Below are 23,887 nucleotides of genomic sequence, written 5' to 3'. Positions count from 1 at the left end.
TTATTTTTTGTTAACTTTAGATTTCCACAGCGACACCAAAATGATCTGATACCACAGGACTATCGATTCCATTCAGTACGACTTTTGAAGAATGGACAGGAACCTCTTGATTCGAAAAGACGTAATCAATTCGCAGCTTCTGCTTATTATCTTCCCATCCCGCAATCGCCTTAACAACCGTGAATCCATCGTCTTTCTGAGCAGCAAGCTCATAACAATCATGCCATTCACTCCCTGTCACCAGGGAATAACCTTCGCCCTCAATGTGAGCCGCATTGTTGAAGTCTCCCATAATAAAGGCAGGCAGAGAACCAACATACTTGTCCATCACAGCAAGAGAATATTTCCATTGAGGCTCAAATGGTTCTTCTTCATCATGCCACCAATTGTAATGGCCATTCACGAACCAGGTATCCTTACCGGAGATTTCCGTTTTGATTCCCAGCAGTTTGCGTGTACGGAAATTGGCATAATCCCGCATATCGGATACATATGCTCCGAACGCTTCCTTAATCGGTGTCTTGGACAGAATAGCCAGACCCTCATCATACTTAACAAATCCAACATGGATAGGTATATACGTCCAGTAATACTCGGATTGAAGCTGTTTACGAAGAACATAAGCATAATTATCTGCTTTGACGATCGTATTCTCTTCTGCTTCATGAAAATAGGTCATTTCCGAAGCAGGAAGTGCTTCTTCCTGCATGGATTGATTGACTTCCTGAAGTGCAATCACATCAAAATCGTGCTCGTTTATAAAATGAGCAAGCTGCTCTATTTTCTCAAGCTGATTTTCTTCGATCCATGCGTGTGTGTTCAGTGTTAATATTCTCAAAATTTCATCACCCTAGCTTATCTTGAATATCGGATTTGAGTACATCTGCTTTCGGTCCATAGATCGCCTGAATCCCATTATCCTTCTTGATCAGCCCAAGTGCCCCAAGTTTCTTCCATTCCTCTTCATTACCCACGGCATCCACATTATTGACTGTAATCCGTAGACGAGTCATACATGCATCTACATCGACAATATTTTGCGGTCCACCGAGAATGTTAATGATTTTAGAAGGAAGATCTTCCCCTTCAGCATTTACAGCTGATTTTTCTGAGGACAATGCAGCACCACTATTCTCAGCTGCTGTTTTATCAGACTCATCATCCGTATAATTCCCAAGTCTGCCCGGAGTAGCCAATTTAAATTTACCAATCATAAAGTAAGAAATAAAATACGAAGCCCCAAAGAATACAGCTGTTGTAATGACAAAGTTAATAATATCTGCGACAAGGCCCGCATTAATCGATAACGGGATCCGTGTTAATAACTCAATCATACCGAAGGAATGCAGCCGCAGATGAATCAAATCTGCCATACCAAAAGCTAGACCCGTAATGACTGCGTACACACCGTACAATAGCGGTGCCGCAAACATGAACATAAACTCAAGCGGTTCCGTTACCCCTGTCAAGAATACAGCCAAACCTGCGGACAGGAACATAGATTTATATTTGGAACGTTTGTCTTTATCTACACGGCGATACATTGCAAGGGCAATACCCATCAAAATACCGGCTCCTGCGATCATTTGTCCTACTTTAAATCGTGCAGGAGTAACCGTAGAAATAAGCTGCTGGTACGCTGCCGGATCTGTTCCTTGCAAGTTCGCAAGGTCACTTGCCCAAGCGAGCCAGAGTGGATCTTGTCCAGCTACCGTTCCGCCAGCATTCGCTCCAGTTAGTACCGTATAGATGCCTCCAAGCTCGGTGTAGTTCACTGGAATAGTTAGCATGTGATGTAGACCGAAAGGTAAAAGTACCCGCTCTAGCGTACCATATAAGAACGGTGCCATAAACGGTGCTGTATCTCCCGAGGCAGCAAGCCATTTACCAAAACTATTAATTCCCGTTTGTACGAAAGGCCATACAGCAGACATCAAAACGGCAATAATAACAGACCATAAAATAACGACGAAAGGTACAAAACGTTTACCGTTAAAGAAAGCTAATGCTTCCGGTAGTTTACGATAATTATAATATTTATTGAAGACTACAGCTCCGAGGAAACCAGAGATGATACCGACAAAAACACCCATGTTCAGCGCTGGTGCACCCAGTACGGAAGTAAAGTAGCCCGATACTAGAATCTCCTGACCGAATAAGGTCGTTGTCGTCGCTCCCTCTTGTGAGAGCATCTCACTACTTACGCCAAGAAGAGTTCCTGTCGTAATGTTAATTAAGATAAACGCGATCAGTGCGAAAAAGCTCCTCCTGCACGCTCCTTCGCCCAAGAACCACCAATAGCAACGGCAAAGAGAATGTGAAGATTGTTGATAATTCCCCAACCGAGATTCTCCATAACCCCGCCTGCGGTCACCAGGAATGAAAGATCTGCCCCGAACATGGCGATTACTTTACCAAGCGAAATCATAATACCGGTCACGCTGGCATAACTGCTACAACGACAAGCAGTGCTTTCCCAAACTTTTGCCAGAACTCAAGACAATAATTTTTTCATAATGAGTACCTCATGTTCTATTATTTCGCAACCTTCGCTTGATCCATTATGATTCCCCATTTAACATAATTGGAATTGATATCGCATTCAGAAATCCCTTACAGAAGAATGTTTCTACAGTTGAAATACATAAGCTTGATTTAGCCCGTACTTCTTAAGCGTTTACACTTTATTTTCTAGACTTGTTAGGGATTCAAACAGATTGATTTGCAACATGGTGCAAATCAGTGCAATCGGTTGCAAACTCATTATAAATAATATCGCTTTCATTTTGCAACCCTTTTTTATAATTGTAATTTTAGCCCTTGGTTTAAACGTTGTTCATTTGCCAAGGGGTGTGTATGATATAACAAAAGAATATCGTAAAGGAGCGTTACCGATGGCAGTAACAATTAAAGATATAGCAAAGCGGGCGAATGTTGCTACCTCCACCGTATCTCGTGTCATACAGGATAGTCCTAAAATCAGCGAAGCAACAAAAGCCAGAGTAAGGAAAGAAATGAAAGCGCTTGGATACGAACCTAATTTCTCCGCACAAAGCCTGGCTAACAAGATGACGCAATCGATCGGAATTATCATGCCAGATGCAGATGTTGCTATTTTTCAAAATCCATTCTTTCTAGAAAGCATTCGAGGAATCAGTGACCTTGCGAATGAAAAAAATTTTACGATAGCCATTGTCACAGCAAGAACCGATGAAGAACTGCTGGATCGTGTCAAAATGATGACAAGAGCCAATCGGGTGGATGGCTTCATCGTCCTCTATTCTAAATCAGAAGACCCGGTAGTTGATTATTTCCATAATGAAAAAATCCCTTATACCGTGATCGGTAAACCACAGCAATACGTAAATGAAACTACTCATGTCGATAATGACAACTTCCAAGCGGGCAAAGACGTAACCAATTACCTAATAGAGCTTGGTCATAAGTACATTGCCTATGTGGGAGCTGATGTAAACCGCACGGTTCATAAAGAAAGGGTTCGCGGGTACCGAGAAGCTTTACTAGATTCTGGTCTCTTGGCTGATGAAACATATGTACTAGACTCAAGTTTTACTAAAGCAGATTTAGATTCACTCTTTAAAATGCCTAATCGGCCAACCGCCCTTATTGTCGTCGATGATATGCATGCGCTCCCTCTGCAAACGATGTTGAGTCAGCTGGGGTTTTCGCTGCCAGAAGCTTGTTCGCTTGTGAGTTTCAATAACCTCCGTATTGCTGAGATGCTGAACCCCCCGCTCACCTCGGTCGATATTGATATTTTTACTCTGGGATATCAAGCAGCTAAAAGTCTGATTGAGAAAATTCTAGATCCCAAAGAAATGACAAAACATATTATTGTCCCACACCGAATTATCGAGCGTGCTTCTTCTCAGCGCAGAACAATGAAAAATACTACAGTCGAAGGATTTTCATAATTCCCTTGCTTAACACATAAAAAGAATGATCACGCATTTGATCTTGCATCAAGCTGCTTTTAATAAAGTATCCTGAGAAGTCGAATACGAGATTATTCTTTTTTAGGTTGACAGGGCAACCGGTTGCACTATATACTGAAAACGCAATCAAATGATAGCACTTACATGATGCAACATCGTACGTTTTTAAAGCAAATGATCAGGGTTATTCATACGATAGTAGTTATGAGTTTTAACGATATAAGAATAGGCTTTCATAACACGATGAGGTATCAAAGTTTCACCAGCGATTAACTAACACAGGAGCTGTGGAGACTCACACTCCTTCAAGGAGGATTATCATGTCATATAAACGTATTTTTGACACGAACGCTTGGAAACTCACTACGAATACACTTCACAAGGAAGATCTACGCCTTCAGGAAAGTATGACTTCCATTGGTAACGGATACATGGGAATGCGAGGAAATTTTGAAGAGACGTATTCCGGAGATCACCATCAAGGCACATACATTTCTGGGGTTTGGTACCCTGACAAAACAAAGGTTGGCTGGTGGAAAAACGGCTACCCTGAATATTTTGGCAAGGTCATTAATGCCATGAATTTCATTGGGATACGCGTTCTTGTTAATGATCACGAAATCGATACGTATCTAGATAGAGTCACTGATTTTTATCAAGAGCTGGATATGAAAGAAGGAATTTTACGCCGTTCTTTCACCGTAAATGAACAGGTGCGCATTGAAACAGAACGTTTTCTCAGTGCATCTTTCCTTGAACTATGTCTAATTAAATATAACGTAACGAATCTGACAGATGAGAATATTAAAGTCACTCTGATTCCTTACTTGGACGGAAATACGAAGAATGAAGATTCGAACTATGAAGAAACGTTCTGGGTTGAAGCCGATCGAAAAATAGGCGAACCTTACATCAGTCTTTCTGCTATGACAAAAGAAAATGCGTTTGACATCGAGCGCTTTACCATTAATGCAACAATGGGGATTGTAACTAACCATGCGTTATCTATGTCAACGGAAGAAGCAGGACTCTATGCAGCCGCTCACTATGAGTATGAAATTCCTTCCGGAGCTTCTGCGGAAATCCAGAAATATATCGTGGTTACCACTTCTCGAGATATGGAGAAAGAAGATTTGATCCCTACGGCAGAACGTCTGATGGCAGACGCAATGAACAAAGGATACAACCTGCTTCAAGAAGAACATATCCTGGAATGGGCTCGGCGCTGGGATAAAGCAGATATTACCATTGAAGGCGATGTAGAAGCACAGCAAGGAATTCGTTTTAATATCTTCCAATTATTCTCGACTTACTATGGACACGATGAACGTCTGAATATTGGTCCTAAAGGATTTACAGGGGAAAAATATGGCGGCGCTACCTACTGGGATACAGAAGCTTACGCTGTTCCGATGTATCTTGCGCTTGCCGACAAACGAGTAACTGAAAACTTGCTGCGCTATCGCTACAATCAACTAGATGGTGCGAAACATAATGCACGTCAACAAGGCCTGAAAGGTGCACTCTACCCGATGGTTACCTTCACTGGTGTGGAGTGTCATAATGAGTGGGAAATTACGTTTGAAGAGATTCACCGTAACGGAGCAATCGCTTACGCCATTTATAATTATACGAATTATACGGGAGACAAAACGTATCTCCAAAATGAAGGTATTGAAGTACTAACCGAAATCAGCAGATTCTGGGCTGACCGGGTTCATTTTTCGAAGCGCCACAATAAATATATGATTCATGGGGTAACCGGACCTAATGAATATGAGAACAACGTCAACAACAACTGGTACACCAACACCATGGCAACATGGGTGCTGAAATATACCATGGAAAGTCTCGCGAATATCGACGAACAGAGAAAAGGGCAACTGAATATTTCTGATGAAGAACTGGCTCACTGGCAGGATATTGTAGATCGTATGTATTTCCCTTACGACGAAGAGCTCGGTGTCCATGTACAGCATGATACCTTCCTTGATAAGGACCTGCGTCCTGTATCCTCTTTGGATAAAGCGGATCTTCCTCTGAATCAGAAATGGTCATGGGATAAAATCTTGCGTTCTCCATTCATCAAACAAGCGGATGTTCTGCAAGGAATTTATTTCTTCAGTGATGAGTTTACGATGGAAGAAAAGAAACGGAATTTTGACTTCTATGAGCCAATGACGGTTCATGAATCTTCTCTCTCCCCTTCCATTCATGCGGTACTTGCTGCTGAACTGAAGATGGAAGAAAAAGCAGTCGAGATGTACAAACGTACAGCAAGACTTGACCTTGATAACTATAATAACGACACGGAAGATGGTCTTCATATTACTTCCATGACGGGTAGCTGGCTCGCTATCGTGCAAGGATTTGCTGGCATGCGTACGCATGGAGAGACTCTGCACTTCTCGCCATTCCTGCCAAAAGAGTGGTCACGGTACAGCTTCCACATCAATTATCGCGAGCGCCTGATTAACGTAAGTGTAGATCAGAACGAAGTGAAGATCACGCTTGTTTCCGGTGCACCGCTGACGATGGAACTTTATGATAAAGAAGTGCTCATTACAGAAGAAGAGCCACTCATTACAAAAACCACTTCCTAAGTGGATAAGAAAAGGTGGAGAAAAAATGAAAGCCGTTATTTTCGATCTCGATGGAGTTATTACGGATACAGCAGAATATCATTTCTTAGCGTGGAAGAGTTTAGCTGACGAATTGGACCTTCCTTTTGATAAGGAATTCAACGAAAAATTAAAAGGGGTCAGCCGGATGGAATCCTTGGAACTCATCCTGTCTCTAGGAGATGCGGTTTACTCCGATGAAGAGAAAAAAGCACTTGCTGAAAAGAAAAATGATCTCTATAAAGAGATGATTGCAAAAGTAACACCTGCCGACTTGCTTCCGGGAATTGAATCGCTGCTAAAAGAGTTGCAAGAAGCCGGTATAGGTATTGCTCTTGCTTCCGCAAGTAAGAATGCGCCGTTTATTCTGGATCGTCTAGGTGTTACCCACTATTTCAATCATGTCGTTGATGTGAATTTGATTAAACAAGGGAAACCCGATCCAGAAATCTTCTTAACGGGTGCTGCTAAACTTGGCGTTCTGCCTGAGGACTGTGTCGGTATTGAGGATGCCGAAGCGGGGATCGAGTCTATTCTTTCCGCTGGTATGTACGCTGTTGGTGTAGGCACTCCAGCTCAAATGCAAAAAGCAGACCTTATCGTCTCTTCCACTGCGGAGTTGTCTCTCTCTTTGCTGAAACAGCATTTTAAGCAAAAAATAAATTAATGGTTACTCAATAAATAAAAGACGTGTTGGATAGATCGTTACCTGCGATCCATTCCCTCACGTCTTTTTGTTTTTTATCCTAGCGCTGTTCATCATTACATATTTGGTATTTCGTTCCTAGATATTTATTCTTCCAAGTAACGAACAGGGATGCTGTAGAGAACATATTGTCCTGTCCACATTTCACTATGTACCATTGCAGAAGCTTCTTTCTCGGAACTCTCTCCGCTTTCCTTGCCAAAGAAATAGCCTGCCCCCTCCTGCGTTTGGAATGACCATCCTTTGTTCTTCATAAGAGAGATAACAGCCTCTGCACCATCTCCTTGACTGCCCTTAAATCCATACCAGTGATTCCCTTCCTCTTCCGTTAAATAGATCAATTCTTTGGAAGACGGTTCTAATGCTTGAACCGCTGCTTTTTTACTGATTGCAGAGAAAGGGGCAGCGGGATAATATGTTTTACTTGAATAGGCAAAGGGCAGTATGACTAGAATCAAAATAAACGGAAGAAGAAGTAGAATTCTAGTAAAAACCTTGCGTTTTTTTACGTTCATCAGCAATCTTCCTCTCTATTGTTCATTTAAAAAGAAGTCCCATTATGCCAGTATATGAGTATAATATCTCATTAGTAAGAGCCACTGCTTCTTCCCGGTTCTTTGCAGGCACAGCAATCATAAGTCCATTATCAAAACTCCAACCTTTCGTATCTTCTACATTCTGTTTAATCTCAGCCTCACTTGGTTCTCTTTTCTCTGAAACGAGTATAACAGCCTCTGTATAATTATCATTCATAGATATTGAACCATACTGATAAAGACCGGGTTCTTGTTCTGGCCATATGAAGGAATATACGATGGATGTGGGTGTGGAGAAACCCACAGGTATTTCAATCAACGACGCTTTTTCTCTTGGAACCGGAAAAGTTTGACCTTCTACTTGAATATCACCCCGAAAATACTTTTTGTTAACCCACTCTCTATACACTTTCCCTTTAATTTGTACTCTGAGAGATTTCTCGAGCGTGTTCTCTGTTTCATTGCGATACATGATCCCATTCGTATCAATATAGACCGTCTTAGGGATATACAGATAGGTCACATAAACAACCAAGGCTACAACGATTACCATGAGAATCATCCAAGCAGTTCTATTCTGCATGAAATGCCTCCTTTTACTGTTACCAAAAATCTTTAAACCGATAGTACAATTCTTCTTCATAATAAAAAGCCTTAGCGAAGGGCAAGGTTTGCTTCATATAGATCTCTATCGCTTTTATGTCTTTTGCGGGAAAGACAAGCTGAGTAAAAAATCTAAGCAAAAATGTTTCGATAAAACCAAAAAACTCCGTGCCCCACTTCTCAACATCTGAGGTGATATAGGTATTCCACTCAAAGTTCTTCACTTCAATAACCCCATAGGAATCGAAACCATCGAAATATTCATAATGATAATCACTCGTATCTTCGATAATACTTGCCTCCATCTCCTTAAGAATCGGAGATTGTTCCTGAGAAAGATCAAGAATCGTACATCGACAAGTGAAGTCATGAGCACCTCGAAAAAACAAATGTGCTTCGTTTCGATTTTTCCCCGGTGATACATGAATGGAATGATCTTTATGATATCTTTCAGCAAATAATTCGGATCCTTCGTTCCCTTCTGTATACTCTATGTTTTTCGTGTGCAAAGGAAAGTGGTATTTCTCTTTCTCAGTAAATTGATATACTCTTGTAGCAATACCTATAAAAGAAGGGAACCCCATTGCTTCAATCTTCTCGTCAGCCCATGATTCTACCTCTAACAGGCTCTCATAAGGGTCTCCTTCTAAATCCAACAGCTTGGCAAAAGCAGGTTCTGTTTTGTCCCCTTCTCTCTTTAGAGAACGTACATGCTGTCTAAAATCTTCATTATAAAGACGAAGTATACGGTCTTCGATCACCATATGACGATAGGCGTTCTGTCTAGTGACCGGGATAGACTGTCCAAATATCTCAACCTCAAACTGCTCAAGCCGGAAGTCCGCCTTCATTCTCCTGATGTTGTTAACTATTTTGTCCGTCAAGATAAAATCCTGAAAGTCTCCAAATTCACTTCGTAAAAGTCGTTCAAATGCCGAAAAATCATGCACCTCACAAATAATATCGAGATCACTGTCCTCAATATTGATATCTATGGGAATCGTCCCCGTTAGAACTGGAGTATAAAGAGCTAAAATCTCCATCACATGGTGTTTCTGCAATGCCAGGTATGCTGCTTGTTGTACTTCGTTTCCACTAAGTAGATAGGTTAAATCTTCGTATCGAATATGATTCACTTTTATCTTTCTCCCTACAATTTTGTAATGGTTCGCTTTTGTGTTTCGTTACGCTTTTCATCCCATAGAGCATAAATTTCAAAGGTTCCATCTTCAAAAAAATACGTCAGTCTCTCTCTAAACCAATCTTGCATCGGATAGTGTACCAGATCATCAAGCGGGATCCACCGAAGTTCTCCTTCAGGAGGGTTATCCAACAGCTCTCCCTCAAACGTATCCGTTACATAGTTAAATACCATATACCGGTATCTCTCGTTCACATCAACAAACTCATCAAGACCTTTATATATTAAACTGCTTATCGTAAGACCCGTTTCTTCCTTTACTTCGCGTATGGCCCCCTCGGTTAAACTCTCGGGAAAGTCCACTTTCCCTCCGGCAGCAATCCATCCTGGAAATCCGTTTTCACTAGGGCGGTTCATTAATAAGATTCGATCCTCGTCGCGTACTACGCACATCGTGTACAGTTTAACTTCGATATCATTTGATCCGTTTGTCATTATGTTATTTCTCCTTATGAAGAGTAAGTTATATACGTACTACTTGTAATCTGTACCCTCTCTAGGATTCAAGTATCTTCTTTAACTGCTTATTACGGAATTCCAAAAAGTTCTTCATATACGATTGTAAAATAAAACGTTCCGCAAGCCTTCCTACCCATCCATAAGGAGCTTCAAAATAAAGCGTGTCCCTGATCCGTGTTTTACTTGGACCAAGGACTTCAAACTCGTGAATGTGCGTCATGCTGCGGAACACGCCTTGCTGCATTTGATCTGTAAACATGTAGGGCGGTTCAAAAGCTACCACTTTGGATGTAAGCTGCTGGCGAACAAAGAAGTGAGTTGCCTCAAAGGTTACCATCTCACCGTACCCGATCAGCTGTCCATCTTTGCCTCCAGGGGATGAAATGACCTTCTCGTGAGTATGTTTCCATACCGTTTGGGTATGCAGTTCCAAATCTCTCGCTGCATCAAAACAGCAACGTATCGGCCTATCAATCGTGATGTCGGTTTGAATACTAATCAGAGGTCATCCCCCCTTATTGAATGAATCCACCTGTTTATTTTGTATATCTCTCATTGTTTTCAAAAAAAGGCTTCACGAGATCTGAATCTCCATGTTCCTTATATACTGCTTTCATCGCAGCCGTCCAACTATTTTTAATGGTAGGATAATTCCCACTCATCATGCGTTCTTGATCTAAATTATTTTCCATAGTCAGGAAGATCTCCTTTAGTTCTTTCACTGCTTCCACTTTGGCTTCTTCATGATTCGAAAGAGCAATATATTTCAGTTGATAAGAGATATAAGTTAAAAATCCTGTGATATCATTTGCACCTATGGGCTGGTCATATGTGTAATTCCAATGTGTATTCGCAAGTGTATATTCAGCAAGCGCAGCTCTATCTAAATCCTTAACAACATCCAGAAGTCCATCCTCAAACTGAATCATCGAGATACTGCCTCTATCCAGTTCATTCAGCAGCTGATTTAAATAACTGTAATTACCCATACCGTTGGTAATTAATTCGCGATTCATTAATGACAGCACATATCTGTGTGTATTTTGATACTGAGCATACTTTTTCTTCGCTTGCAAAGTTCCGAAAATTAGTAATATGGAGGTAAGAATCAAAATAAGGTTCTTCCATTTATTATTCATGGTGTATGTGTGTTCCTCTCTAAGTTGTCTATTAGAAACTATCTATTCTACATGATTAATAACGTGATTAGTAGGTGTATTGTTTCAAAAAGAAAAGCAAGTCGTTATCACAAAAAACAGCCGCACTCAGCACTAGGCTAAACAGCGGCTATTTATGTATTCAATTATATAGATGTTAGCACTATAACTCTTGATCCGTCCGCTGGCTTGGATTCCTATGTTTACCGATGTAAATGTCTAACGCAGTAATCCCTCTTCGCGCTAGTTTCACGAATAACACAAAACAATAGATACCTAATCCAAGACAAACGATATACCAAATGACTAAAAATACAGATAAAATACTGAAAACACCAGATCCATCCATGAAATACACCTCCTTTTAAATAATTAAAACTTTCCTCCTTATCGAGGCACTCTCCAACGGTTCGTTTCCAATCATACTATCAATATGTAAAATAATATATATTTATTACTAATAAATTTCATAAAATGATAAAATCCACTACTTTTCTTCACTCACTCCCTTGGTCAATTGCTCCAAACATTTTGGAGTAGACCGACTGAATGTTTCTTTTATTCCGTCTGTCATTGTAGACTTCAAACTGCCAGTATCCCATTTCATTTCCTTGCTTTGGAACGAGTGCAGTTGCAAAGCTAAGATCAGCGGATGTATCTGGTGCATCTTCATAGCTAATCCCTTCATAGAAAAATGGGATGTAACTCCGCTGGGATTGTAAAAAGAACACTGGGATCTCTAGTTCCTTATATACTTTTGCAAACTCCGGCGCAGCTGCCTGCACTAAAAATTCTTTGCTAATAAAAATAGCATCCAAATGGATACTTTGTTCCTTCATCTGCTGAAGATTTATGTTATGAAAAGAAACCTGCTTCTCGCGCACCACAGGTGCCTCACCAACCATACCAATGCGGAGTTCCTTTCCATCGTAAGGCTTATTCTTGCTGGAATTCGTAGTCGTAAGACTATAAGATACAATCACATACGCGAGTAAAGCAAAAAGGATAAACATTCCCGCTACTTTCATCGTCGATTTCATGTGTTATTTTCTCCTTGCTTATCGCTCTTTATTTCTTGCTGCACATCTTTTTTAATCATTGCAAATTGAATTTGGTCCACAAATTCTCCTTTGATCTGAAACTTTTCCCGAAGTATGCCTTCCTGCTGCATTCCGACTTTTTTCATAACCTGAGCTGAACTAAGGTTATCTACATTACATCTTCCTTCAATCCGGTTTATATTCATATGACTAATCCCATATTGGGTCACTTCTTGTAATGCTTCGGTAGTGATACCCTTCCCCCAATATCTACTAGAAAGAGCATATCCGATTTCTGCACAGCTATGTATTTCGTCCAAATGAATAAATCCAATTCTTCCTATCAATCTCCGTTCCGACTTATAGATAACAGCCCAACGATATGCTGTTTTTTCTACAAACGATCTCATTACTTTCTCTAAAAACACTCGGGTATCCTCGGTAGATTCATGCCGATCCCATAATGTCCGTTCCGATACCAGGGGATCCGAAGCAAAGCTAAAGTATTCTTCCAGGTCATCCATATCTAATCTTCTAAGTATAATTCGTTCCGTTTCAAAAATTGGTTCTTCTGTGAACAGTACCTCTTTATTCATTTTTACTATCCTCCTCTCCTTATGTCCTTTTTCTTTTCATTATCACATAAATCCTTCTTCTAGGAGACTGAATTTTGATTTTTGGGGAGTGATAACAGGGTAAGTTATTTCGAACATAAAAAAACAGCCATTCCCAACAGGGATAAGCTGATTTTTATGTTTCTGCATTATATTGAGATATGATACTTTCATCTACAGCACTTAATTCTAAGCATTCACATAATTATTTCATTTATTTATGAACTCACCCATCGCATTTCTCCAGCCTCCCTGTAATGTAAGATCTTCCGCTTCTCGGACAGCAAAAGTCTCGCATACAAAACCAGAGACCCATCTGCCATCCGCTAGTTCTATTTTAGCGATACCAAGTGGGGATGGAATAGAAGCTGAAAATCGTCCAAATGAGGATATTGGTATTCTCCACAGTTCCATATTGATTGTCGCTCCATCACCCTCTGTTCGAACCAACCCTGGTTTCGGCGGTGTAGTGTTTAGCTTAAATAATCGATAGCAAGGAGCGGTTTTAACTTCTTCTACAAAGACGGCACGAAGTCCGGTCATCTGTTGTTCAAGCGGCATATCTCGCATATGAAGTCCACATACAGCTACAATAACTTGCTCCTCAAGTTCTTGATAAAATGTCGCTGCCTGAGTCATGTTCCCTTCCTCTTCGGGCAGGGTAAACATCGTTATACCAAACGGCAAATCCTTTGCTGCATTTCCGGCAGGTACGGCAATAGCACTCAAATCAAGTAAATTGCAATGATTCGTATAAAGTCCCATTTGACTATTTGTATGAACAGGGTCCATTCTAACCTGCTCCCGTGTCCATGTTCCTCCGCAGGTAGGAAGAACCAGTACCGCATTTGAGAGCAGATCTTTAATCATGCATCGAATCTCAGCCAGCCTATGCTGAGCACGAAATAAAGCAGCTGCAGTAAATTCTTTTTTTCCACCCGATCTAAGAATCATCTCTGTAACTGGGAAAGTCGAACCTGGACTCGCTTCAATAAAGAATTCCAAGTCGGCCCATCTTTCTGCGACAAGCGGACCTTCATAGAGTAACGCAGCTGCTTCCTGAAGAAGGTTGATATCCACTTCCTCCACACAAATTCCAGAACTATAAATTCTATCTTTCGCTGCTTCCCAAGCCATCTCATACTCTGCGAAAAAAGGACCAAAAAAAGTGAGCGTTTCTTTTGGAAGTAGCCATTTCTGTGGCATAACAGAAGTTCGAAGAGGACGATCTATGGAATAAGCTTCTCCCTGTTCCTTACCTCGCACGATATGATCTATATTCTTCGCCTCTTCGATGGTATGCGTAAATACCGTTATGCAATCAATGCTGCGGCATGCAGGAATTAAACCAGATGACGGCCACGCGCCCACTGCAGGTTTATACCCTACAAGTCCATGCAGTGCTGCAGGAACTCGGCCTGAGCCAGCCGTATCGGTTCCGAGAGAAAAAGCCGAATGGCCAAGAGCAACTGCTACAGCAGATCCGGAACTTGAACCCCCGCTGATCAGATCAGGCCTCAGCGCATTGTGTGTTTCTCCATAGGGACTTCTTGTTCCTACAAGGCCTGTGGCAAACTGATCCAGGTTGCACTTCCCGACGGGTATAGCTCCGGCTGCGATCAATCGTTCCACTACGCCCGCATGTTGTTCAGGGACATAAGTATAATCCGGACAACCCGCAGTAACAGGCCAATTGGCGACCTCTATATTATCTTTAACAGCAAAGGGAACTCCCCATAGTGGATATTCAGCTATATTTTTATTCTTCAGTTGCTCTAAATAAACTTTAAACCGTTCCATAGAAGGCGGTAAAATCCAAATATTTTTCCCCTCGTCCTCATTCGCCCTTTGAATAATAGCTTCCATAACTTCAAGAGGAGTAAAACTCTTATTTAAATATCCTGTTCGGATAGATTCGATGGTCATCATTTGCGGTACTGCACCGATCGTCATGATGCTGTCGCCTCCTCTTCCATCGGAGTTATCGCTGCAATACGATCGCCGGATCGAACCTGATCGCCGGAAGAAACGTAAATAGATGTGATTATTCCGTCAAACGGTGCGATTTGTGGGAATTCCATTTTCATACTTTCTTCTATTATAATAGTATCGCCTTTTCGTATGAATTGTCCTTCTGTAACCAGTACCTTCCACACACTTCCTGACATGGAACTGTTAACACCCAGACTTCCTTCAGGTAATACTTCCTGATCCATGGATGCTTGAACCTCAGGTTCAGATACGTACTCCTTTATACCGAGTTCCTTCCATAACGCTCTTTCCTGCTGAAAAGCCGCTTGCTGCTGATGACGGAAATTTCGAGACTCCTTCTCGATGGTTTCAAGCCACCTCAAATAATCTCCCAGATGGAAAGTTGTTTCCTCAACTTCCACTTTGAACTCGCCGCGAGGAAAATCTTCTCTCATTTGGAGCAGCTCTTCCTCCGTCACAGGATAGAATTGAAGCTGATCAAAGAAACGAAGAAGCCACGGCTTACCTTGTTCGAAATTATCCGTTTGACGAAATTTATTCCACATCTGAACGGTGCGTCCTACAAATTGATACCCTCCAGGACCTTCCATTCCATATACGCAGAGATAAGCGCCGCCAATTCCTACCGCATTTTCCGGAGTCCATGTTCGTGCTGGATTATATTTCGTTGTCACAAGCCGATGACGCGGATCAAGTGGAACCGCTACGGGTGCTCCGAGATAGACATCACCTAGTCCCATTACAAGATAGGAGGCATTAAAGACGATTTCGGCAACCTCCTCCAATGATCCAAGTCCATTCATTCTCCGAATGAATTCGAGATTACTTGGACACCAAGGAGCATCAGGTCGTACATTTTGCTGATAACGTTCAATAGCAAGCTTTGTTGCAGGGTCATCCCAAGATAGTGGTAGCTTCACAATACGAGAGGGAACCTCAATAGAATCCAGTGTCGGCAGATGAAGATCGATATCCATTATAAGAGCAGCTGCTTCTTTTACAGTGATCTTGGAAGCATCTAGGTGAATCTGTAGCGACCGGATGCCAGGTGTCATCTCAATATAAGGAATCTCACCATTCTCTTTTACTGCCTGCATAAGCACATATACTTGGAATCGGTAAAGAATATCCAATTCACGTTCACCATATTCCACCAAAATATTCTCATCACCTGAACAGCGGACTATGATCGGAAAACGTCTTTTTTCCTCTGCATAAGTTAGAATAGGCATGTACTGACCCGTAGATTGCACAGGTAACATAGGTAGTTTCGGCTCTGCGGCCAGCAACTGTAGATATAACTCTTGTTCCATTCTTAACTGTTCGGCCTCTTCTACGGTTATCAGTTTAAATCGCACTTTATCTCCGGGGCTTAACTGCCCGATTTTCCACAGCTCAGCCGTTGCCGTCGTGACCGGACATACAAACCCTCCAAGACTCGGACCATCAGGACCTAGCAAAATCGGCATATCTCCGGTTAAATCGAGAGCACCTACCGCATAGGCATTATCATGAATATTGGAAGGATGCAGACCTGCATCCCCACCATCTTCTCTTGCCCACAACGGAGCAGGACCGATTAAACGTACGCCTGTTCTTGAGCTGTTAAAGTGTATCTCCCATTCCGTATCTTCGAGCTGATTCAAATAAGCGGGCACCAAATACTCAGCCGTACAATGCGGACCTGGGATAACCCCGATTGTCCATTCGTTTGTGTACTGTGGTCGTGATTCTTCCGCAAGGGAAGGCAATATCGTCCCTTTTTCCTTGGCAACGCGGAGGATAGCCCCAGGTCTTAGTGAACTTCCGGTATGACCACCAAATCCACCAAGCGTAAATGTGGCGCTACTTCCAAGTGTGAGCGGCATATCGAGCCCGCCAGCAACGAGAAAGTAGGTTCTTATTCCCTTTTTCGCTTCACTAAAAGTAAGTATGGATCCTGCTGAAGCTCTCGTTGGTGTATACATCTCAACAGGTGTACCATCCAAATCCGCATTCATATCGGCCCCGGTAAGGCAAAAGATGATCTCATCTCTAAAAAGATACGCACCGCCTCGCAGTGTCAATTCAAGACCTGCAGCCTGATCCTTGTTCCCAAGGAGCTTATTCCCGATACGGAAAGCAAGGCGATCCATTGGTCCTGATGGCGGGACACCGATATCCCAATAACCTATTCTTCCTGGGCTATCCTGTATGGTCGTTTGCACGCCGCCATCCAGCACCTCAATGGCATGCTCGATTGGAATGAACCCATCCAGCATTCGGGTAAATACTTCACCTTTCTGAAAATGTTTTTTCTGAAGAAAAGCTTCAATATAGGACTGATTTGTTGTTATTCCATAGACACGAAGGTTTTGCAGTGCTGCCGTCATCTTGATAATGGCTTCATCTCTTGATTCGGCATGTACAATGATCTTGGCCAACATCGGGTCATATAATGTCGTCACTTCGGTACCGCCTTGAATCCAGGTTTCCACACGAACATCCTTCGGCCAATCGATTGCATCAATTCGCCCGTCACTTGGACGGAAATCATTGACACAATCTTCGGCATACAATCGAACCTGAAGGCTGTGACCCTTAGGCTCTGGTTTAAAATCATGGAGTGAATGCAGCTCATCGGCTGCTTCTTTTACCATCCACTCCACCAAATCAATACCGAGTACTTCTTCCGTTACCCCATGCTCCACCTGGAGCCTAGTATTCACTTCAAGAAAATAATATTGTTCCTGTTCAGGATCATACAAGAATTCAACGGTTCCTGCGTTACGATAACCTGCCCTCTCGGCGAGTTTTCGGGCACTATCATGCATCTGTGTGCGGACGTTTTCAGGTAGAAGGGGTGCTGGAGTTTCTTCGATGATTTTTTGATTACGGCGCTGTACAGAGCAATCTCTTTCACCAAGCGCAGCCGCTTCTCCATATGAATTACCAAAGATTTGCACTTCAACATGGCGCGCTCGAGCTATGTATTTTTCTAAAAATACGCCTCCGTCATTAAAGTTAGATACTGCCAGCCGGGTCACGGAATCAAAAGCATCCTGAAGTGCATCCTCATCATTACAGATTCGCATTCCTATTCCTCCACCGCCAGCTGTAGACTTCAGCATCACAGGATATCCAAGGAATTCTGCTTGCTTTGTTGCTTCGATTAGCGTATCAATCAGACCTGTTCCGGGAAGAAGCGGGACTCCCGCTTCTTCTGCCATTGCACGAGCAGTATGCTTAAGACCGAAGAGTTGAATATGCTCGGGAGTCGGACCGATAAAAGTAATCCCATGACTAGCGCAAGATTTGGCAAAAGAAGCATTTTCACTTAAAAACCCGTAGCCGGGATGAATAGCATCCGCACCTGTAGCAAGCGCCGTCTTAAGGACTAGCTCTGCATTCACATAACTATCTTTTGCTGGTCCTTCTCCAATGAGCACGGCTTCATCCGCATGCTCCACATGAAGGCTGTCACGATCTGCTTTCGTATAAACAGCAACAGAGGGAATACCCATTTTACGTAAAGTTCGAATGATTCTTACGGCAATTGCACCACGGTTAGCGATCAACACCTTTTTAAACATGGCCTGGTGCTCCTTCCCTATCCCAGATAAGTACCTTTGCCGGCGTAGGATTGTATGCATTACACGGATTGTTAAGCTGAGGACAATTACTGATGAGCACTGTAACCGGAGCTAAGGCGATCAGTTCCACATAACGACCCGGTCCAGAGATTCCATCTGCAAAAGTCAACTCACCTTCCGGTGTCACTGGTACGTTCATAAAAAAATTAACATTCGAGGCTAAGTCGCGCTTTGTAAATTCGTTTCGTTCAGACAACATCAGCATGAATGTATCACGGCAATTATGCATGAACAGCTTATCGTGTGCGTAACGAACAGTATTACTTTGCGCTGAACACGCACCGCCGATCGTATCATGTCTGCCGCAAGTATCTGCCGTGATTTGGAGTAGTTCTTTTCCGGATTCTGCTAGTAACGTTGAACCGGTCGTTAAATACAGATTCTGCTGTGTCGATATAGTCCGAACTGCGCTGTAATGGTCGCTCGGATCTTCACTGGAATAAAAAAGAGTATCTACTGCCTGATTTCCTTCTACATCCACAATTCTTAGGACCTGACCCGGCGTGAGATCGTACAACCAACCTTCCCCTGCGGGTATGACCCGTTCACATAAGGCTTCTTCCGGTTTCCGGATACTTTGCACAAGATTCAGTGTGCTCATTATTAGTTAGCCCCTTTCATCAGCGCATTAGCGCTCCAAGTATTTTCAAAAGCACGTCTGTTCTCTCCGCAGTGGATCACACAGGGATCATTGTCTGTGACAGGTGCTGCCTCGGTCACTTCAATCTGAATGCTTGAAAAAGGGTAATCTGTGGAAGGATCCAGTGGATTCGGCGTATTCGACAGAATGAGTAGTAAGTCCATTTCAGTTCGTAATGTGACAGATCTCCCTGCAGTATCTTGGGACACAAATCTCATCTCTCCATCCCGTTCACAGATTACTTTTGAGAACAAGTTCAGCGGAGCGCTCAAATCTCGAGGTGATAGATTATGTCTGTACATTTCAACCTTAAAGTTTTCCTCACCGTTTCGATGGCGAGCATTTCGATCTTTCTGATAGCAAGTTACTCCATACTTTGCATCTGTGCTTTGTTTCGTCGTATATCCTGACAATGGATCATGCCAACCAACTGAATCCTCTGTGATCGAGGCCAGAACTCTTCCCTGATCACTCATCAGTATATGGCCGGCTGTCAAAAAAGCGGTGTGCTGAGCTTTGAGCGTATCGGGCATATTGTATCGTTCATACGGCTGCGTAGCGTGAAACAATAATACGGAGAGGTTCGCTCTGTCTCCCGTCGCTGTGAATGTGATGGATTTCCCTCTTCCTACATGAGCCGACCATTTGCTACCCGGCTCTACTGTCAATGAAAATAATGTTGTCATGTTCATTCCTCCTCTATAAAAAATAAAAAAAGCCCGGAGAAAAACATCAAAGAAACTTTAATCGATTCTCCCGGGCTTTTTTCCCGCCGTGTACATCAAGAAGAACAAATGCTTGATGTTTTCTCTCGGACCAGCCAGCCGATTTCAGCCCGGAACCCTAGAAAACTTTTTATGGTATTTTTTGTATGTCATAAATACTAACTCAGATTATTTGACAAGGCAATACTTATTTTGAAATACATAAATAAGTTTGCATTAAAATACATATAAGATGGATTCAAACAACAAACACCAAAAAAAACCCTTGATTTTTACAGATTTAATTGTAAAAATGTTAGAAATTATAACACGAAGAAAGCGTACTTTTTATTTAAAAGGAGGATTAATCATGTCATCGAACATCACACTGAAGAGAAATTTATCCCTCTCCCATGTTGTGGCAATGGGACTCGCTTGGATGTCGCCTATGATCTTCTTTACAAGTTTCGGAGTGCTTCATGAAGGTTCTGGAGGGATGCTTCTTGCCGCTTATATGCTTGCATTTATTGCGATCTTGTTCACAGCTGGCAGCTACGGACAGATGGCAAAAGCATTTCCTTTGTCGGGATCAGCATACACCTATGTCAGCAAGGCGATGAACCCTTTTATGGGATTTCTCGTTGGTTGGGTCATTTTACTTGATTATCTATTCTCCTGCATTGTCGCAGTTCTTATGTTTGGTGTTAATCTCCATGCTGAGTTCCCTTCCATACCCTCTTCTGTGTGGATTATACTGCTTACCCTAGTCGTTATGGCCATCAATATAATTGGAATCAAGACATCAGCAAATGTGAATAAGATTTTTGTGCTTATGCAAATTATGTTTATTGCAGGATTTTGCGCTCTTCTCACATATAAAGCTACGAATGAAGGATTCACCTCCGAGTTGAATCCGCTGAGTATCAGTACAGGAGTTTCCTTCTCAGCTATTTTGGCTGGGGCTTCACTTGTTTGCTTCTCCTTTCTTGGGTTTGACTCGATTACTACAATGGCCGAAGAAACGAAAGATCCTAAAAAAACAATCCCACGAGCCATTATGATCATTGTTATCGTCGCTGGACTCATTTATTTTGTAACTGCCTATCTGATACAGCAGATGTATCCATCTCTTACATTTAGTCATACAGATTCCGCCGGCTTTGAACTTATGCAGTTGATTGGTGGAAACGGACTTTCATCGATCTTCACTTTCGTCATTATTTTCTCTGTGCTCGCACAGGGCATGTCCTCAATGACCACTGTTTCTCGTCTGCTTTTCGTTATGGGCAGATCTTCGTTACTCCCAAAAAAGTTCAGCTCCATCCATCCCAAATTTCGGACACCTGTATTCAATATCATGCTAGTCAGCGTTATCTCCTTATCTGCATTATTTATTAATCTAGAGACAGCGATTATGTTTGTCAGCTTCGGAGCATTAACTGCCTTCCTGTTTGTGAACTTATCTGTTATTTTCCATTACATCATTCGCGAAAAACAACATAGGCCTAGAGATCTCGTATATAGACTGTTATGTCCGCTCATCGGTGCTGGGTTTATGTTTTATCTCATCACTTTGCTGAAAACGTCCTCGCTGCTCCTAGGAACAGGATGGATCACGCTTGGTCTACTTTTTTACCTTGTAAAACGAATTAGAGCTTCGAGGAATGGATCACTAATAGCGGAGATTGAGGAGGCTGTGAAGCCGCCAAATGTGGCGACTTTTAAGTGACTATGTTTTTTACCAATGAAGGGTAGCTTCGCGGCAATCGAAAAGAACAGGTGGTAGCTCTATAAAGAGACCACACCTGTTCTTTTCGTCATGTATACATGACTCAGAGAATACCTCAAAAACATAATATTTCTCTTATTTCTTATTTAGCAATTCCTATAAAGATATCGCTGTCTGCGCATTTTTAACATCGTTTTGTAACAACCTTGGAAGATCATAAGAAGGATACAGACCTCGCTCGAGCATATAAGTAAATACCTTAGCATGAAGATCGATCGCTGCATTCAAATGTTTTTTCAACATTTCACGAACCTGTGGTGTTGCTGTCTCTGTTATTGCAATCGAATAATTACGAACGCTTGTTTTAAGTACGCCGAGCAGTTGCCCAAGCTGAAAAGCTGTCATTACATCTGCTCCTGAGCTACGCGGATACATAGGAGCCATGGGAATAAAACCAAGAAGGTCTTTTAAATTGTTCTCTAAAGCAGCAATCGTTTCGAGTACGAGGCTTTTCACCCCCGGATCTGTAACCTCGGGTAACATCAGTTTAAAATTAATTAAATTATTCGTTTGAAAAGCAGTTAATTCGTGGATTTCCAGGGTTTCATGCCAAGCTAACGTATCATGCCGATTTTCATTATTCATTTTTATTTTCCCCTCCAAAAGCGTTATGACGTCAGCATATGCCTAGAGTTGAAAAAAGTTCGGAGTAAATTAATTTTTATGCCTATGTACTGATAAAATACAAGTAAGAGGATGACCCCCGATTATTATCAGAAGTCATCCTCTTACTAGTTAACAATCATATTTTATTATCTTTCCAAGTCATCCAATTCATTAAACTTATCTTAGATTCATTCAGAAGTCCATTATTTCGAGCGAGAACTTGCTTGTCCACCCTTACGGCCTGCTTCTTCCCGGCTCATTTTACCATCATTGTCAGAGTTACCGCGGGCCTCTCCGCCCTTTTGACCAATTTCTTGGTAGAACTCTTTATCATGGTTTTTGGATGTTGCTTCTCCACCTTTTTCACCAATCTCTTGGTAAAATTCCTTGTCATGATTTTTGGATGTTGCTTCTCCACCCATACGTCCTGCTTCCTCGCGGCTCATCTTATCATTTCGATTGTCATTTGCCATTTGAAATCACTCCTTATGTTGGATTAGTTTACAGAAAGTAATCTTACCTCCCGCTTGTTATTGATTACCCGCCTCATAAATTATTAAACTCTTCCGATATCATATTCTCATAGATTTCCACCCTTTCTTTCGATTTGGTTCAATGATCTCGAAGGGTTTCTTCTTGAATCTCCTTGTTATTCGGTGCTAGTATGGCTTCAAAAGATTGATTTAGATCCATTAATTCAAAATCTTTGTTAATTAACTTTTGACCTATCTCATATAACTCTTCCGATGCATACGTCTGAACTTCAACGAACTTCCCTGGCTCTTCTTCACTTTCCATATAAAAAAGCTCATAGTTAACATACCGTCTATACAGCTTGTCAGCTCGCTCCATTATTTTTTTGTATTCTGCAAGCCGATCGAGGTTCACATGATAGATATACATTTTCACAAACATAATCCTGCCTCCTGAACTTTTTTAGGATCAGAGCTAAAAACGATAAAAACCCGACTTAAGATATTAAATCTCAAAGACCGGGTTTTCCATTCATTACAGATGCAATGCGTTATGCATACAGGATATGAGGACATGGATGAAAAAAAGAACACATCCGTTAATCATTATTCATTTTTATATGTATTATTATGAGAACCTAAATATTCCGGCTCTCCTTTACAACAAACTCTGGTTTTGTTACATACTCCATATACGTGACAATCCCTTTATATTCAATAAATACTTCATACCGAGCACGGATCGCACCCGATGTAATATAATCGAGAACCTTATCTTTCTTTACCCACTTTACTTCTGAAGTTTCCTCCGAGGTACAGAGTTCCCCGCCGACCGGCTTGCATAGGAAATCAAACATGATCTTCGTCGGTACGTTCGTTATGCCATCATGCCACTTATACATCCCTGTATTGGAATAAACACCGATTAGCTCCATAACCTGAGTATGAATTCCACTCTCTTCTTCCACTTCTCTTCGTAGACCATCCATGAGGTTCTCTCCTACCTCGATTTGTCCACCAGGAAAAACCCAGCCGCCATGATATGTCTTAACCAGTAAGATCTGTTCGTTCTCATTTTGGACAATCCCGCCTGCAGCAACAATATGGGTTGGCATCTGCAACTAAAGTGACCCCTTTGTAATGAAATGCTCTATCCTT

The 23,887-nt window shown here is 41.9% G+C and carries 21 protein-coding genes, 2 pseudogenes and 1 riboswitch; of the genes and pseudogenes, 4 read left to right on the top strand and 19 right to left on the bottom strand.

The window, feature by feature from the left end; translation table 11 throughout:
* Nucleotides 1-16: 16 nt before the first annotated feature.
* Both ACWPWY_RS02175 and ACWPWY_RS02170 read right to left on the bottom strand, forming a co-directional pair.
* Complete coding sequence (locus ACWPWY_RS02175) at nt 17-838, bottom strand: endonuclease/exonuclease/phosphatase family protein (protein ID WP_454190182.1); 822 nt, start codon at nt 836-838, stop codon at nt 17-19.
* Between the two features lie 7 nt (nt 839-845).
* Nucleotides 846-2,448, bottom strand: a pseudogene (locus tag ACWPWY_RS02170) (PTS transporter subunit IIBC).
* 446 nt (nt 2,449-2,894) lie between these two features.
* Here ACWPWY_RS02170 and ACWPWY_RS02165 point away from each other — a divergent pair.
* From ACWPWY_RS02165 to pgmB, 3 genes are all read left to right on the top strand, one after another.
* The gene (locus ACWPWY_RS02165; protein ID WP_454190181.1) at nt 2,895-3,935 is read left to right on the top strand and encodes a LacI family DNA-binding transcriptional regulator; all 1,041 of its coding nucleotides are present in this window, start codon (nt 2,895-2,897) and stop codon (nt 3,933-3,935) included.
* Nucleotides 3,936-4,276: 341 nt separating this feature from the next.
* A complete protein-coding gene (locus ACWPWY_RS02160) occupies nt 4,277-6,559 on the top strand; it encodes a glycoside hydrolase family 65 protein (RefSeq protein ID WP_454190180.1) in 2,283 nt (760 codons plus the stop codon).
* A gap of 25 nt (nt 6,560-6,584) precedes the next feature.
* Nucleotides 6,585-7,244: a beta-phosphoglucomutase gene (pgmB, locus tag ACWPWY_RS02155; RefSeq protein WP_454190179.1), complete on the top strand. Its 660-nt coding sequence runs from the start codon at nt 6,585-6,587 to the stop codon at nt 7,242-7,244.
* 125 nt (nt 7,245-7,369) lie between these two features.
* Here the strand turns inward: pgmB and ACWPWY_RS02150 are convergent, their stop codons facing one another.
* The 13 genes from ACWPWY_RS02150 to ACWPWY_RS02090 form a co-directional block, all read right to left on the bottom strand.
* Entirely contained in the window at nt 7,370-7,798 is a 429-nt protein-coding gene (locus ACWPWY_RS02150) for a hypothetical protein (RefSeq protein WP_454190178.1), read from the bottom strand.
* Between the two features lie 22 nt (nt 7,799-7,820).
* On the bottom strand, nt 7,821-8,402 hold the full coding sequence (locus ACWPWY_RS02145; RefSeq protein ID WP_454190177.1) for a hypothetical protein: 582 nt from the start codon (nt 8,400-8,402) through the stop codon (nt 7,821-7,823).
* Between the two features lie 19 nt (nt 8,403-8,421).
* Nucleotides 8,422-9,558 (bottom strand): DUF4269 domain-containing protein, encoded by a 1,137-nt coding sequence (locus tag ACWPWY_RS02140; RefSeq protein WP_454190176.1) that lies wholly within the window; start codon nt 9,556-9,558, stop codon nt 8,422-8,424.
* A 14-nt stretch (nt 9,559-9,572) separates the two neighbouring features.
* A complete protein-coding gene (locus ACWPWY_RS02135) occupies nt 9,573-10,058 on the bottom strand; it encodes an NUDIX domain-containing protein (RefSeq protein WP_454190175.1) in 486 nt (161 codons plus the stop codon).
* Nucleotides 10,059-10,119: 61 nt separating this feature from the next.
* Nucleotides 10,120-10,515 (bottom strand): SRPBCC family protein, encoded by a 396-nt coding sequence (locus tag ACWPWY_RS02130; RefSeq protein WP_454190174.1) that lies wholly within the window; start codon nt 10,513-10,515, stop codon nt 10,120-10,122.
* A 103-nt stretch (nt 10,516-10,618) separates the two neighbouring features.
* Nucleotides 10,619-11,221, bottom strand: coding sequence for a hypothetical protein (locus ACWPWY_RS02125; RefSeq protein WP_454190173.1), 603 nt, complete (start codon nt 11,219-11,221; stop codon nt 10,619-10,621).
* 181 nt (nt 11,222-11,402) lie between these two features.
* A complete protein-coding gene (locus tag ACWPWY_RS02120; protein ID WP_454190172.1) occupies nt 11,403-11,588 on the bottom strand; it encodes a hypothetical protein in 186 nt (61 codons plus the stop codon).
* Nucleotides 11,589-11,736: 148 nt separating this feature from the next.
* On the bottom strand, nt 11,737-12,279 hold the full coding sequence (locus ACWPWY_RS02115; RefSeq protein WP_454190171.1) for a hypothetical protein: 543 nt from the start codon (nt 12,277-12,279) through the stop codon (nt 11,737-11,739).
* A complete protein-coding gene (locus ACWPWY_RS02110) occupies nt 12,276-12,875 on the bottom strand; it encodes a GNAT family N-acetyltransferase (protein ID WP_454190170.1) in 600 nt (199 codons plus the stop codon). Before ACWPWY_RS02110 ends, ACWPWY_RS02115 begins: the two co-directional genes overlap by 4 nt.
* Nucleotides 12,876-13,103: 228 nt before the next feature.
* Nucleotides 13,104-14,846: an allophanate hydrolase gene (atzF, locus tag ACWPWY_RS02105; RefSeq protein ID WP_454190169.1), complete on the bottom strand. Its 1,743-nt coding sequence runs from the start codon at nt 14,844-14,846 to the stop codon at nt 13,104-13,106.
* Nucleotides 14,843-18,457, bottom strand: a complete 3,615-nt coding sequence (gene uca, locus ACWPWY_RS02100) for an urea carboxylase (protein ID WP_454190168.1) — start codon at nt 18,455-18,457, stop codon at nt 14,843-14,845. The genes atzF and uca overlap by 4 nt, the downstream gene beginning before the upstream one ends.
* Nucleotides 18,450-19,118 (bottom strand): urea amidolyase associated protein UAAP2, encoded by a 669-nt coding sequence (locus tag ACWPWY_RS02095; RefSeq protein WP_454190167.1) that lies wholly within the window; start codon nt 19,116-19,118, stop codon nt 18,450-18,452. The genes uca and ACWPWY_RS02095 overlap by 8 nt, the downstream gene beginning before the upstream one ends.
* Nucleotides 19,119-19,120: 2 nt before the next feature.
* Nucleotides 19,121-19,843, bottom strand: a complete 723-nt coding sequence (locus tag ACWPWY_RS02090; protein WP_454190166.1) for an urea amidolyase associated protein UAAP1 — start codon at nt 19,841-19,843, stop codon at nt 19,121-19,123.
* A 65-nt stretch (nt 19,844-19,908) separates the two neighbouring features.
* Nucleotides 19,909-20,015, bottom strand: a riboswitch (guanidine-I (ykkC/yxkD leader).
* A gap of 216 nt (nt 20,016-20,231) precedes the next feature.
* Here ACWPWY_RS02090 and ACWPWY_RS02085 point away from each other — a divergent pair.
* Complete coding sequence (locus ACWPWY_RS02085; protein WP_454190165.1) at nt 20,232-21,590, top strand: APC family permease; 1,359 nt, start codon at nt 20,232-20,234, stop codon at nt 21,588-21,590.
* A 156-nt stretch (nt 21,591-21,746) separates the two neighbouring features.
* Here the strand turns inward: ACWPWY_RS02085 and ACWPWY_RS02080 are convergent, their stop codons facing one another.
* From ACWPWY_RS02080 to ACWPWY_RS02065, 4 genes and pseudogenes are all read right to left on the bottom strand, one after another.
* Entirely contained in the window at nt 21,747-22,235 is a 489-nt protein-coding gene (locus tag ACWPWY_RS02080; RefSeq protein ID WP_454190164.1) for a spore coat protein, read from the bottom strand.
* Nucleotides 22,236-22,465: 230 nt separating this feature from the next.
* Nucleotides 22,466-22,729 (bottom strand): annotated as a pseudogene (locus tag ACWPWY_RS02075) (KGG domain-containing protein); the annotation flags it as partial.
* 139 nt (nt 22,730-22,868) lie between these two features.
* Entirely contained in the window at nt 22,869-23,171 is a 303-nt protein-coding gene (locus ACWPWY_RS02070; RefSeq protein ID WP_454190163.1) for a hypothetical protein, read from the bottom strand.
* A 196-nt stretch (nt 23,172-23,367) separates the two neighbouring features.
* Entirely contained in the window at nt 23,368-23,844 is a 477-nt protein-coding gene (locus tag ACWPWY_RS02065) for an NUDIX hydrolase (RefSeq protein WP_454192767.1), read from the bottom strand.
* Nucleotides 23,845-23,887: the final 43 nt, after the last annotated feature.

It is taken from the genome of Paenibacillus sp. Marseille-Q7038 (assembly GCF_965111595.1).
Note: the sequence above shows the minus strand (reverse complement) of the source record. Positions and strands in the feature narration are given on the sequence as shown.